This window comes from Microbacterium festucae, from assembly GCF_025421715.1.
GTDB classification, from domain to species: Bacteria; Actinomycetota; Actinomycetes; order Actinomycetales; family Microbacteriaceae; genus Microbacterium; species Microbacterium festucae.
Genome location: NZ_JAOEFC010000001.1, coordinates 1,261,112 through 1,274,263 on the forward strand (window position 1 = coordinate 1,261,112; position 13,152 = coordinate 1,274,263).

The 13,152-nt window shown below is 72.0% G+C and carries 10 protein-coding genes; 5 read left to right on the plus strand and 5 right to left on the minus strand.

Going from position 1 to position 13,152, the window contains the following annotated elements:
* Nucleotides 1-83: 83 nt before the first annotated feature.
* The gene (locus N3K63_RS05645) at nucleotides 84-1,694 is read right to left on the minus strand and encodes a DHA2 family efflux MFS transporter permease subunit (RefSeq protein ID WP_261579010.1); all 1,611 of its coding nucleotides are present in this window, start codon (nucleotides 1,692-1,694) and stop codon (nucleotides 84-86) included.
* 58 nt (nucleotides 1,695-1,752) lie between these two features.
* On the opposite strand from N3K63_RS05645, the gene N3K63_RS05650 reads away from it, so the two are divergent.
* The 4 genes from N3K63_RS05650 to N3K63_RS05665 are packed head-to-tail and all read left to right on the plus strand — an operon-like array spanning nucleotide 1,753 to nucleotide 5,542.
* Nucleotides 1,753-2,604 carry an alpha/beta hydrolase gene (locus N3K63_RS05650; protein WP_261579011.1) on the plus strand — a complete coding sequence of 284 codons (852 nt, stop codon included), beginning with the start codon at nucleotides 1,753-1,755 and terminating at the stop codon, nucleotides 2,602-2,604.
* Nucleotides 2,601-3,527 (plus strand): hypothetical protein, encoded by a 927-nt coding sequence (locus N3K63_RS05655; RefSeq protein WP_261579012.1) that lies wholly within the window; start codon nucleotides 2,601-2,603, stop codon nucleotides 3,525-3,527. Before N3K63_RS05650 ends, N3K63_RS05655 begins: the two co-directional genes overlap by 4 nt.
* Before the next feature lie 9 nt (nucleotides 3,528-3,536).
* Nucleotides 3,537-4,586, plus strand: coding sequence for a lipoate--protein ligase family protein (locus tag N3K63_RS05660; protein ID WP_261579013.1), 1,050 nt, complete (start codon nucleotides 3,537-3,539; stop codon nucleotides 4,584-4,586).
* Entirely contained in the window at nucleotides 4,583-5,542 is a 960-nt protein-coding gene (locus N3K63_RS05665) for a DNA-methyltransferase (RefSeq protein ID WP_261579014.1), read from the plus strand. The genes N3K63_RS05660 and N3K63_RS05665 overlap by 4 nt, the downstream gene beginning before the upstream one ends.
* Nucleotides 5,543-5,567: 25 nt before the next feature.
* Here the strand turns inward: N3K63_RS05665 and N3K63_RS05670 are convergent, their stop codons facing one another.
* Complete coding sequence (locus tag N3K63_RS05670) at nucleotides 5,568-6,152, minus strand: TetR/AcrR family transcriptional regulator (protein WP_261579015.1); 585 nt, start codon at nucleotides 6,150-6,152, stop codon at nucleotides 5,568-5,570.
* A gap of 89 nt (nucleotides 6,153-6,241) precedes the next feature.
* Here N3K63_RS05670 and N3K63_RS05675 point away from each other — a divergent pair, with 89 nt between their 5' ends.
* A complete protein-coding gene (locus N3K63_RS05675; protein WP_261579016.1) occupies nucleotides 6,242-8,500 on the plus strand; it encodes a glycoside hydrolase family 3 C-terminal domain-containing protein in 2,259 nt (752 codons plus the stop codon).
* Nucleotides 8,501-8,998: 498 nt separating this feature from the next.
* Here N3K63_RS05675 and N3K63_RS05680 read toward each other — a convergent pair whose 3' ends face one another.
* The 3 genes from N3K63_RS05680 to N3K63_RS05690 form a co-directional block, all read right to left on the minus strand.
* Nucleotides 8,999-10,753, minus strand: coding sequence for a glycoside hydrolase family 35 protein (locus N3K63_RS05680; protein ID WP_261579017.1), 1,755 nt, complete (start codon nucleotides 10,751-10,753; stop codon nucleotides 8,999-9,001).
* A gap of 75 nt (nucleotides 10,754-10,828) precedes the next feature.
* On the minus strand, nucleotides 10,829-12,181 hold the full coding sequence (locus N3K63_RS05685; RefSeq protein WP_261579018.1) for an ABC transporter substrate-binding protein: 1,353 nt from the start codon (nucleotides 12,179-12,181) through the stop codon (nucleotides 10,829-10,831).
* Between the two features lie 52 nt (nucleotides 12,182-12,233).
* Complete coding sequence (locus N3K63_RS05690) at nucleotides 12,234-13,151, minus strand: carbohydrate ABC transporter permease (protein WP_390895060.1); 918 nt, start codon at nucleotides 13,149-13,151, stop codon at nucleotides 12,234-12,236.
* Nucleotide 13,152 lies beyond the last annotated feature (1 nt).

The following is a 13,152-nucleotide window of genomic DNA, read 5'->3' on the forward strand; positions in this document are numbered from 1 at the left end:
CCGTGGCCAGGGGCGCGTGGGGGTGCTCGTCGAGGAGGTCGGTCGGTATCGCGGGGGAAGACGGGGCGGGGCTCACAAGATCATTAGCTTAGCTTATTAGCGTCGCTAACGGCCTGCTCGTCCTCATCCTCCCGCCGCTTTCCCAGCCCGATGGTCGCCACCAGGCCCAGTGTCACGAAACCGGCGGCGGTGGCCGCGGCCCACCGGGTGCCCTCCGAGAAGGCGGCGCGGGCGGCGTCCGCCGCCTCCGCCGTGGCCGGATCGCCGTCGAGGCCCGCGATGGCCGCGCCCGCACTGTCGACGACCGCCGAGACGATCTGGTCGCGCTGCGCGGCAGGCACGCCCTCGTCGTCGAGCGACTGGGTGAGGGCTGCGGCGGTGGTCGTGAACAGCACCGTGCCGAGGATCGCGATGCCGAGGGCCGAGCCCACCTGGCGGGCGGTGGACTGGGTGCCCGACCCCTGGCCGGATTTCGCCACCGGCACGTCCTGCAGGATCACCCCGGTCAGCTGCGCGGTGGCGAGGCCCACGCCGATGCCGTAGACGAACAGTCCCGGCAGCAGCCAGCCCCACACTGCGTCCGGGCCGATGACCAGCGCGACGGCGGCGATGCCGATGATCTCGGCCACCAGGCCCGCGCGCACCACGAGCACCGGCGCGACCTTGCCGCTGAGCGCGCCGGCGATGCCGCTGGCCACGAACGAGCCGCCCGCCAGGGCCAGCAGCACGAGGCCGGTCTGCAGGGCGTCGAAGCCGAGCACGAACTGCAGCCACAGCGGCAGGGCGAGAATGAGGCCGAACTCGCCGAGCGCGACCACCAGCGCCGCGATGTTGCCGGTGCGGAAGGTCGCGATGCGGAACAGTGCGAGATCGAGCAGGGTGGCCCGGCCGCGCCGGCGCCGGGAGGTGGTCCAGGTGAGGAAGCCGATGAGCGCCAGCAGCGAGACCGCGAAGGCGAGCGGAACCGGCGACAGGGCGAACGGCCACGTCCAGTCGCCGATCGTGGGAGCTGTCTTGGTGAGCCACCAGCCGTAGGTGCGGCCCTCGATGAGTCCGAACACGAGCGTGCCGAACAGCACCACCGACAGTGCTGCGCCCACGAGGTCGACCCGGCCGTAGCCCTCTTCGCGCGACTCCATGACCGCCCAGAGCACGCCGATGACGATGATGATGCCGAGGGGCACGTTGATGCCGAAGGCCCACCGCCACGAGAACTCGGTGGTGAGCCAGCCGCCCAGCAGGGGCCCGACCGCGGCCATGCCGCCGATGGTCGATCCCCACACCGCGAAGGCGATGCCGCGCTCACGCCCGCGGAAGGTGGCGTTGAGCAGCGACAGCGTCGTCGGCAGGATCATCGCGCCGCCGACCCCCTGCACGAGGCGCGCGGCGATCAGGAGGCCGCCGGTGGGGGCGAGAGCGGCCAGCACCGACGAGACGGCGAACACCGTGACGCCGATGAGCAGCATCCGCCGCCGACCGAAGCGGTCGCCGAGGCTGCCGAACAGCAGCAGCAGCGAGGCGAAGACGAGGGTGTAGGCCTCCTGCACCCACTGCACCTCGGTGGACGAGATGCCCAGGTCGTCGACGATGGCCGGGATGGCCACGTTGACGATGGTGGAGTCGACGATGATGAGCGCCACGGCGAGGCTGATGAACACCAGCCCGAACCAGCGCAGAGCGCGCTTGTCTGTCATGGATAGTTAGCTTATCTAGCAAAACGCGTTCGGAAAACCCCCGCCCTAGACTGCCCTCATGCCCGAGTTCACCGATGCACACGGCATCCGGATCTTCTACGACGTCCACCCCGCCGAGGCCGCGCCCCGCGCCGTCGTGCAGCTGCTGCACGGGGTCGGCGAGCACGCCGGCCGCTACGGCGCCCTGATCGCCTCGCTCACGGCCGCCGGGTACACCGTCTACGCCGACGACCACCGCGGCCACGGCCGCACCGGCATGACCCAGCACGCCGGCGACGCCGCGCGGCTCGGGCGCCTGGGGCCCGGCGGACACCGGGCCGCCGTCGCGGCTGTGCGCCGGCTGACCGGCATCATCCACGACGAGCACCCCGACCTGCCGCTGGTGCTGCTCGGCCACTCGTGGGGGTCGTTCCTCGCGCAGATCCTCTTCGACGCACACCCCGACCAGTACAGCGCCGTCGTGCTCAGCGGGTCGTCGCTGCGGTGGCCCGGCGCGCTCAACGCCGGCGACCTCAACAAGCCGTGGCGTGGGCCGGATGCCACGGGGCAGGAGTGGCTGTCGTCCGACCCCGCCGTCGGGCAGGCCTTCCTCGATGACCCGCTCACCACCGTCACGACCCTGCCGCAGCTGTTCGGCCCCCGCGAGACGCTGCGCCTGATGGGGCTTCCCCGCAAGAACCTCGGCGTCGACGTGCCGATGCTGCTGATGGTGGGGCGCGACGACACCGTCGGCGGACCGCGCAGCGTGCACCGACTGGCAGAGGCCTACCGGTCGCGGTCGGGGCTCACCGACATCACGACGCTCGTCTACCCCGACGCCCGGCACGAGATCTTCAACGAGACCGTGCAGGCCGAGGTGCGCGCCGACCTGCGCGCCTGGCTCGACGCCCGGTTCCCGGTGCGCGCATGAACCGGCCGCGGCGCCGCTCGCGCCGCCCGCGCCGGGCGAACCCCGCCCCCGCGGCCCCGGCCGCCGCGGCGCCGGTGATCGCGCCGGCGTGGGCGGGCGCTCCCCGCGGCGCGGTGCGCTGGACGGTCGCCGGCCTCGCGGTGGCCGCGGTGCTGGCGATGTCGACCCTCGACCCGGCGGTCTTCCTCGTCGCCGAGCCCGCGTTCTGGCTGATCCTGCTGGCCGGCACCGGCGGCGGCGGACTCGTGGCCTCGCTGCGGATGGCCGCCTTCCCCATCGAGGCCATCGTGCGGCACGAGCGCGCGCGGGGCGCCGGGGGTGCGGGCGCCGGGGCTGCGGGTGCCGGGGCTTCGGGTTCCGCCGGGGTCGGCGCCGCGGCATCCGGGTCGCGGTGGCAGGCGGTGTTCGGCGTGCTCCTGACCCGCACCGGCGGCGACGCCGTCTGGGCGGTGATCATCGTGACCGTCGGGATGGTGGGCCGCTCGCTCATCGCCGGGATGCTCAGCGGGTGGTCGCCCGAGAGCATCCGCAGCATCATCATCACCCCGCTCATGGCGCTCATGACCTTCGCGGGCATGTGGATCGCCGGGGTGCTGATCGTGCTCACGGTCACCCTGCTGCGGGGGCTGCAGCGCCTGCGCCGCGCCGGGCGCACGGTGCCGGCGGCGGTGCTGTGGACGGTCGGGGTCTTCGCCGGGCTCGCACTGTTCGTGCCGAGCCTGCTGGCCGTGGGCCTCTCCGACACCTCTGGGGTGTCGGTGGACGGGCTCGACGCGTTCGTCACGTTCCTCGTCGGCGACGTGTGGCTCGAGCAGGCGTGGCAGGTCGTGCTGCTGTGGTGCGCGCGGATCGGCTTCGCCGTGATCGCCGTCAGCCTCGTGGGCGTCGTCGTCGCCCGCATCCGCACGTCCGACCAAAAGTAGGCTGGGAGGATGCACGGGGAATACAAGGTTCCGGGCGGCAAGCTCGTCGTCGTCGATCTCGAGGTGCGCGACGGGAGGATCTCCGACTTCCACCTCGCCGGCGACTTCTTCCTCGAACCCGACGACGCGCTGCTCGACATCGACGCGGCCGTCAACGGCCTGCCGGTCGAGACCGACGCCGCCGGCATCGCCGCCGCGGTGCGCGCCGCCCTCCCCGCGGGGGCGCAGCTGCTCGGCTTCACCCCCGACTCGGTGGGCACCGCCGTGCGCCGCGCGCTGGTGACCGCGCCCGGCTGGCGCGACTTCGACTGGGAGGTCGTGCACGACGCGGCCGTCTCGCCGCGGATGAACCTCGCCCTCGACGAGGTGCTCACCACCCGCGTGGGCGACGGCCGCCGCAAGCCCACCCTGCGCATCTGGGAGTGGGACGAGTCGGCCGTGGTGATCGGATCGTTCCAGTCGCTGCGCAACGAGGTCGACCCCGACGGCGCGAAGCGGCACGGCTTCGACGTCGTGCGGCGCATCTCGGGCGGTGGCGCGATGCTCATGGCGGCGGGCTCCATCGTCACCTACTCGCTCTACGTCCCGGCATCCCTCGTGGCCGGGATGACCTTCGCCGACTCGTACGCCTTCCTCGACGACTGGGTGCTGCAGGCGCTGCGCTCGCTCGGCATCGATGCGGTGTACCAGCCGCTCAACGACATCGCCTCGCCGTCGGGGAAGATCGGCGGTGCGGCGCAGAAGCGCCTCGCCAACGGCGGGGTGCTGCACCACGCGACCCTGTCGTACGACATGGACGGCCAGGTCATGACCGAGGTGCTGCGCATCGGTCGAGAGAAGCTCAGCGACAAGGGCACCGCGTCGGCCGCCAAGCGCGTCGACCCCCTGCGCAGCCAGACCGGCCTGCCGCGCGCGGCCATCATCGAGCGGTTCGTCGAGGCGTTCTCGACGCTCTACGGCGCCGAGCCCGGGCACGTCACCGACGAGGAGTACGCCGAGGCCGAAGCCCTCGTCGAGTCGAAGTTCGCGACCGACGCGTGGCTGCGCCGGGTGCCGTGACCGCAGGCGGCGCCCCCGGCGCGGTGGGGCCCGGGGCGGTGCCGCGGGGGCGGATCGAGATCCGCGAGGGCGACAACCTCGCCGTGGCCGCGGGGCTGGCCAGCGGCTCGTTCACCCTCGTCTACCTCGATCCGCCGTTCAACACCGGCCGTTCGCAGGGCCGTGCCGTCGAGTCGGCCGTCGCAACTCCTCCGATCCTCTCGCCCGCGACGGGCGACGCCGCGGGATCACGCGGCACAGCGTCCGGCGAGGGCGCGGAATGGAGGAGTTCTGCGGACGGTCCTGTGAAGACCGGCTTCCGCGGCACCAGCTACGCGCGCCTGAAGGGGCAGCTGCGGCAGTACGACGACCGGTTCGACGACTACTGGGACTACCTCGAGCCGCGCCTGCGCGAGGCCTGGCGGCTGCTCGCCGACGACGGCACGCTGTACCTGCACCTCGACTACCGCGAGGCGCATTACGCCAAGGTGCTGCTGGACGCACTGGTCGGGCGCGACAAGTTCCTCAACGAGCTGATCTGGGCCTACGACTACGGCGCCAAGAGCCGCCGCCGCTGGCCCACCAAGCACGACACGATCCTCGTCTACGTCAAAGACCCCGCGCGCTACTGGTTCGACTCCGACGCGGTCGACCGCGAGCCCTACATGGCCCCGGGGCTGGTGACGGCCGAGAAGGCGGCGCGCGGAAAGCTCCCCACCGACGTGTGGTGGCACACGATCGTGCCCACGAGCGGCCGCGAGAAGACGGGCTACCCGACCCAGAAGCCCGAGGGCATCCTGCGCCGCATCGTGCAGGCCTCCAGCCGCCCGGGCGACCGGGTGCTCGACCTGTTCGCCGGCAGCGGCACGACCGGCGCGGTCGCCGCGGCACTCGGTCGCGACGCGGTGCTCGTCGACGCCAGTCCCGATGCGGTCGCCGTGATGCGCCGACGGATGCCGGATGCCGTGGTGATCTGACTCGGGCGGTCCGCGGGTGCCGGGCTCAGGCGGGTGCGCCGGGCTCCGCGCCGCCGGGGCGCAGCAGGGCGAAGAAGGTCTCCAGGGTCGCGGCCATGTCGACCGACGGGTCGAGCAGCCACTGCAGCTGCAGTCCGTCGGTGACCGCCTGGATGAGCCGCGCGACGGCTTCGGGGTCGGCGGCGGGCACGCCCGAGGCGATGACGGATGCGGTCAGCTCGGCGCGCAGCGCGGCGCTGCGCCCCAGGAAGTATTCGTGCGCCGGATGCCGGGGGTCGGCCGCATCGACGGCGAGGCGCGAGAAGAGTTCGACGAGCCCGGGCACCTCGGCGTTGTGGCGCACGACCCGCAGGAACGCGGCCTCGGGGTCGGCTGCAGCGCCGGCGGAGGTGAGCTGGTCGAGCTCGTCGCGCTTGCGCAGGATCTCGGTGAACAGCTCCTCCTTCGAGTCGAAGTAGTGCAGGAGGCCGGCCTGGCTGAGGCCCACGGCCTCGGCGATCTCCTTCACCGACGCGCCGCGCACGCCCTGTCGGCCCACGACGTCGAGCGCGCGCGTGAGGATCTCCTCGCGCTTGGCGATGCCCTTCGCGTACGACCCCCGCTGTGCCATGCAGTCAGTAAAGCGGAGATCGCTTGATATTGAAAACCGAGCGGAATAAGGTTTCTGTCACGGACAGCGCTGCCCCCGGAAGGAACACCATGGCCCACATCTCGGCATCCGATCTCACCCTCGAGGAGAAGGCGTCGCTGACCAGCGGCGCGAGCTTCTGGTACACCAAGCCGATCGAACGCGTGGGCCTGCCCGCGGTCATGGTCACCGACGGCCCGCACGGTCTGCGCAAGCAGCGCGAGGGCGGCGACCACCTCGGCATGGGCGATTCGGTGCCCGCCACCTGCTTCCCGCCCGCCGTGGGACTCGGCTCGTCGTGGGACGTCGATCTCATCGAGCGGGTCGGCGTCGCCCTCGGCGTCGAGACGTCGATCGAGAACGTGGCGGTGCTGCTGGGCCCCGGCATCAACATCAAGCGCTCGCCGCTGTGCGGCCGCAACTTCGAGTACCTCTCCGAAGACCCGATCGTCTCGGGTGTGCTCGGCGCGGCGCTCGTGCGCGGCATCCAGTCGCAGGGGGTCGGCACGTCGCTCAAGCACTTCGCCGCCAACAACCAGGAAGACGACCGCATGCGGGTCAGCTCCGACGTCGACCCGCGGCCGCTGCGCGAGATCTACCTGCGCGGGTTCGAGCGGGTCGTGAAGGACGCCCAGCCGTGGACCGTGATGTGCGCCTACAACAAGATCAACGGCGTCTACGCCTCGGAGGACCCGTGGCTGCTGACGCAGGTGCTGCGCGACGACTGGGGCTTCGAGGGGCTCGTCGTCTCGGACTGGGGCGCCGTCAACGACCGCGTCGCCGGGCTTCCGGCCGGTCTCGACCTCGAGATGCCGTCGTCGAACGGCGTCACCGATCGGCAGCTGGTGGATGCCGTCGCCGCCGGCACCCTCGACGAGGCCGCGCTCGACGTCGCCGCGCAGCGCGTGATCGACCTGGTCGAGAAGGCGCAGGCCGGGGCGGGCCGCATCGCCGGGCCGCTCGATGTCGACGCCCACCACGCCCTCGCCCGCGAGGCGGCGGGCCGCTCGATCGTGCTGCTGCAGAACGAGGGCGACCTGCTGCCGCTGCGCCGCGACGCGAAGATCGCCGTGGTCGGCGCCTTCGCCGAGAAGCCCCGGTACCAGGGTGCCGGGTCGTCGATGATCAACCCGACCCGCCTCGATGATGCGCTCACCGCTGTTCGCGGTGCGGCGAGCGGCGAGGTCGCCTACGCCCCCGGTTTCAGCGTCGCCCCGGCCGCCACTGACGACGAGCAGCAGACCCTGCGCGCCGAGGCGGTGGCCGCCGCCGCCGGCGCCGACGTGATCGTCGCCTTCCTCGGCCTTCCCGCCCGCATCGAGTCGGAGGGCTACGACCGCACCGACATCGACCTGCCCGCCGAGCAGCTCGCCCTGCTCGACGCGCTGCTGGAGGTCACGCCGAACGTGGTCGTCGTGCTGTCCAACGGCGGCGTGGTCGCCCTGCCGTTCGCCGACCGCGTGCCGGCGATCGTCGAGGCGTGGCTGCTGGGCCAGGCGGGCGGCTCCGCGACCGCCGACGTGCTCTTCGGCGACGTGAATCCGTCGGGCAAGCTCACCGAGACGGTCCCGGTGCGGCTGTCGGACACCCCCGCGTTCCTCGACTTCCCCGGCGAGTTCGGCCACGTGCGCTACGGCGAGGGCCTGTTCGTCGGCTACCGCTGGTACGACGCGCGCGGCCTCGAGGTCGCTTTCCCGTTCGGCCACGGCCTGTCGTACACGACGTTCTCGTACGGCCAGGCGACGGCATCCGTCGGGGCGGACGGCGACGTGACGGTGACGGTCCCGGTGACCAACACCGGCGCGGTGGCCGGCCGCGAGGTCGTGCAGGTCTACACCTCGCGGGGCGCCTCGATCGTGCAGCGTGCGCCCCGCGAGCTCAAGGCGTTCGCATCCGTCGCACTCGAGGCCGGGCAGACCCGCGAGGTGACCGTGACGGTGCGCCGCGCCGACCTCGCCTACTGGGACGTGCGCGTCGACCGCTGGGTCGTCGAGGGCGGTGCCTACGCGGTCGAGGTGGGCGCCTCGAGCCGCGACATCCGCGCCACGGCGACCGTCGAGATCGAGGGGGATGCCGTCTCGGTGCCGCTCAGCCGCGAGTCGAGCCTCGGCGAGGTGATGGCGCACCCGGTGGCGGGGCCGGTCATCCAGCAGGCGATCGCCCAGATGATGCAGGGCATGGAGGGCGTCGCCGACATCATGCCCGAGGGCGTCGACCCGACCGCGATGATGGCCTCGTTCCCCTTCGGCCGCATCTCGATGATGGCCGGCGACGCGGCCACCCCCGAGATGATCGACGGCATCATCGCCATGGCCAACGCCCCGCGCTGACGGCGGGGGCGGGGCGTCGGGCGCTCTGAGTGCTCAGGCGCTGTCGGGTCGGTGCGCTGTCCGCTGCGCCGAGTGCACGGGTTGTCGCCCAGTGCACGGGGTGCGGGCGCGTGCAAGGTCGTGCGCTCGGCGGGAGGTCGTGCACTCGGCGGATGGCGGGGTGGCGGGTGGAGGGGTGGCGGTTGACGGGTCACCGGATGCCGGGTGGCGGGGTGGCAGGACGCCGGTCACCGGATGCCGTCGGGCCTCAAGTTGCGTGATGCGGGGAGCCCTGTGCCGATGCTCTCTGCGCCGAGTGCACGGCTTGTCACCCAGTGCACGGGGTGCGGGCGTGTGCAAGGTCGTGCGCTCGGCGGGAGGTCGTGCACTCGGCGGGTGGCGGGTGGCGGGTGGCGGGTGGCGGGTGGCGGGTGCCGCCCGCGCCGGGGCGCTCCAGCCCCGAGCCCGAGCCCGCGCCGGGGCGCTCCGGCCCCAGCCCCGAGCCCCAACCCCCGGAGCTCAGACCTCGGTGTGGCCGAGGTCGAGGCCGGGGAGGAAGCGCACGTCGCCGGTGGCGGCGTGCAGCTCGAGCACGATGAGCTCGTTCGCGCCCGCGCGCACCAGCGGCGCCGGGATGTAGAGGGTGCGCTGCGGGCCGCGGGTCCAGTAGCGGCCGAGCGGGGCGCCGTTCCACCAGGCGACGCCCTTGCCGAAGTCGGCGGTGTCGAGGAACAGGTCGGCGGGCGCGTCGAGGTCGATGCGGGCGCGGGCGAACACGGGCCCGGCCAGCGGTCCGGTCGCCGGGGTCAGGGCGCCCCGCACGGGGGTGAGGTCGCCCAGCGCCAGCGGCAGCACCTGCCAGTCGTCGACGGCGGCGCCGCCCAGGGTGACGGGGCCGAGCAGCCCCTTGGCCTCGCCGATGCGCGGGCCGTAGTCCACGCGCCCCTGGTCTTCGACGAGCAGGTCGAGGGTCGCGGTGCCCGCCGCCGGCAGCGGGAGCCGGGTGTCGTGGTGGTCGCGGGCGAGCACGCCCACCGGGGCGCCGTCGAGCAGGGCGATCGCGCGGTCGCGCACCTCGCCCACCCGCAGCACCGCCGCAGACTCCAGCGACACCCGGGTGCGGTACAGCGCGAAGCCGGTGTAGGCGCCCAGGTCGTCCATGGTCGGGGGTGCGGCGTGCGTGCTCCACGAGCCCAGCCGGTCGGCGACCTCGAGCAGCGGCATCCGTTCGGTGAAGGTCCCCGTCGGCAGCGGGGCCGGGGCGGATGCCGTGGGCACATCGGCCTCGTCGAGTTCGGTGTACCGGGCGAGCACCTCGCGGAAGGCCCAGTACTTGGCGGTCGGGTCGCCCGCCTCGTCGAGCGGGGCGTCGTAGTCGTAGCTGGTGGCGATCGGCTGATAGAGGCCCTTGTCGTTGGCGCCGTTGGTGAAGCCGGTGTTCGTGCCGCCGTGGAACATGTAGAGGTTCACCGAGGCTCCCGTCCGCAGCAGATCGTCGAGGTCGCCCGCCGACTGCGCGACGGGGGTGGTGTGGTGGTGGGTGCCCCAGCTGTCGAACCAGCCGTCCCAGAACTCCGCGCACATGAGGGGGCCGGTGGGCTGGTGGTGGCGGAGGGTCTCGAGGCGCTCGATCGAGCGCGAACCGAAGGATGCCGTCTTGTGCAGGCCCGGGATGCTGCCCGCCTCGAGCATGTCGGGCTGGGGCTGGTCGACGGTCGTGAACGGCACGGTGAGACCGATCGCCCGGTTCAGCTCGACGAGCTTGCGCAGGTACACCGGGTCGGCGCCGTACGCGCCGTATTCGTTCTCGATCTGCACGAGCAGGATCGGGCCGCCGCGGTCGACCTGCCGGGGGACGAGCACCGGAGCCAGCTGCTGCAGGTAGCGCTCGATCGCGGCGAGGTACTGCGGCTCGTCGCGGCGCACGCCCACGGTGCCCGAGCGCAGCAGCCAGGCGGGCAGACCCCCGCCGTCCCATTCCGCGCAGATGTAGGGGCCGGGGCGCACGATGGCGTGCATGCCCTCGGCGGCGATGTCGTCGAGGAACCGGCCCAGGTCGAGGCCGCCGGTGAGGTCGAAGACGTCTTCGTGGGGCGCGTGGGCGTTCCAGGCGACGTAGGTCTCGATGGTGTTCAGGCCCATCTGCCGCGCCTTGCGGATGCGGTCGCGCCACAGATCGGGGTGCACGCGGAAGTAGTGCAGCGCACCGGAGAGGATCTGCAGCGGCCGGCCGTCGAGCTCGAAGTGCTCGTCGCCGATGCGGAAGTCAGGCATGTGGGGGGTCCTTGCGTGCGCGGGTGAGCGGGGGACCGGGTGCGGCCGCCGGGGCGGCCGCACCCGGGGGCGGGATCACTCGACGGTGAAGCCCTGCTGGTTGCCGTAGTCGACGAGCTGGTCCTGCCAGGTCTGCAGGCCCGCGTTCAGGTCGGTGCCGTTCTTGTAGGCCTGACCCACCGTGTCGCCGAAGATGCTGTTGGCGTACACCTCGTAGGGCAGGTACTGCCAGCCGGTCGGCACGTTCTTGGCGGCGTCGACGAGAACCTCATTGATCTTCTGGCCGCCGAAGTACTCGGGGGCCGCGGCGAGGAACTCGGGCGACTCGAGGTCGGCCGTGGTGGCGGGGAAGCCGCCCGACTCGAGGAACACGGCGATGGAGGCCGGGTCGGAGTTGAGCCACTTGAGGAACGCGGCCGCCAGGGCCGGGTTCTTGCTCTGCTTGAGCACCACCTGACCGCCGCCGCCGTTCTCGGCGGTGACGGGGGTGCCGTCGTAGGTCGGCATCGGCGCGACGCGCCAGTCGCCCGCGGCGTCGGGAACCGACGACTGCAGCACACCCGGCATCCACGCGCCGGTCAGCAGCGTCGCGATCGTGCCGTCGCCCAGGCCCCGGTACCACTCGTCGCTCCAGCCGGGCACGGTGGAGAGCAGGTCGCCCTCGACCAGGCGGTTCCAGCTGTCGGCCCACTTCTTCGAGCCGGCGTCCTGCAGGTCGATCGACACGTTCGTGCCGTCGGCGGAGAACGGCTTGCCGCCGGCCTGCCAGATCATGCTCGTCGCGAAGCCGGCGTCGCCGGTGTCGGAGGTGATGTAGGCGTTGGGGTCTGCCGCGTGCAGCTTCTCGGCCGCGGCGACGTACTCGTCGTAGGTCGTGGGCACCTCGATGCCGTAGGTGTCGAAGACCGTCTTGTTGTAGAACATGGCCATGGGGCCGGAGTCCTGCGGCAGGCCGAAGATCTTCTCGCCCGAGGTCACCGCGCCCCAGGGGCCGGCGGTGTACTGGTCTTCGAGGTCGCCGAAGCCGTAGGGGGCGAGGTCGACGAGCGAGTCCGACAGCGCGAACTGGGGGATGGCGTAGTACTCGACCTGCGCGACGTCGGGCGCGCCGGAGCCGGCGGTGATGGCGTTCTGCAGCTTCGTGTACTCATCGGTGTTGGTGCCGGCGTTGACGAGGTTGACCGTCACGTTCGGGTACTGCTTCTCGAACGCGGCGACCTGCGCCTCGCCCGAGGGCGTCCAGCTCCAGTAGGTGATCTCGCCACCGGCTTCGAGAGCGGCGTCGAGCGCGTCGGCGCTGGCCTCGCCTCCGCCGGAGGTGCTGTCGCCCGACGACGAGCAGCCCGCGAGGGCCAGCCCGAGGGTCAGCGCGGATGCGGTGGCCGCCAGCGCCAGGCGGGCGCCGCGCGATCGTGTGATCGTGGACATCGGTGTTCCTTTCACTTCATTGTTTTCGGTACTGCGGGAGGGTGCGGGGGCGTCACTGCTTGACGCTTCCGGCGCTGAGGCCGGACTGCCAGTAGCGCTGGAGGATGAGGAACACCGCGACGATCGGGATGATCGTCAGCAGCGATCCGGTGATGACGAGGTTGTAGATCGGCTGCGCGGCGACGCCGCTGGCCTGCGCGCTCCACTGGCTGAGGCCCACCGTCAGCGGGTACCAGGTGGGCTCGCTCAGCATGATCAGGGGGAGGAAGTAGTTGTTCCAGGTCGCCACGATCGCGAACAGCAGCACCGTCACGATGCCCGGCGCCAGCAGGCGCAGCGAGATGGTGAAGAAGGTGCGGAACTCGCCCGACCCGTCGACGCGCGCCGCTTCGAGCAGCTCGGTGGGAACGGCATCCACGGCGTAGGTCCAGATGAGGTAGAGCCCGAACGGGCTGATCAGCGACGGCAGGATGACGGCCCACGGGGTGTTGGTGAGTCCGAGCTGGCTGAACATGAGGAAGGTCGGCACCGCCAGCGCGGTGCCCGGGATGGCGATCGCGCCCAGCACGACGGCGAACACCGCGCGCCGGCCGGGGAAGTTGTACTTGGCCATGCCGTAGCCGGCGACGGTGGCCAGCAGCGTCGCCCCACCGGCGCCGACGATCACGTAGAGCAGGGTGTTGCCGAACCACTGCAGGAAGATGCCGTCGCGGTAGGTGAGGGTGTCGACGATGTTCTGCCACAGGTTGAAGTCGGAGCCGAACCACAGTCCGAAGCTCGAGAACAGGTCGGCCTGGTCTTTGGTGGCGTTGAACAGCAGCCACAGCAGCGGCACGATCGAGTAGATGACGAACAGCGCCATCACGATGGTGAGCACGATCGATTTGCGCTGGCGCGGCGGGGTGCGGCGCACGTAGGCGGGGCGGTACCGACGGGCGGGGCGGGCGGGGGTGAGGGTGTCGGTCGCCATC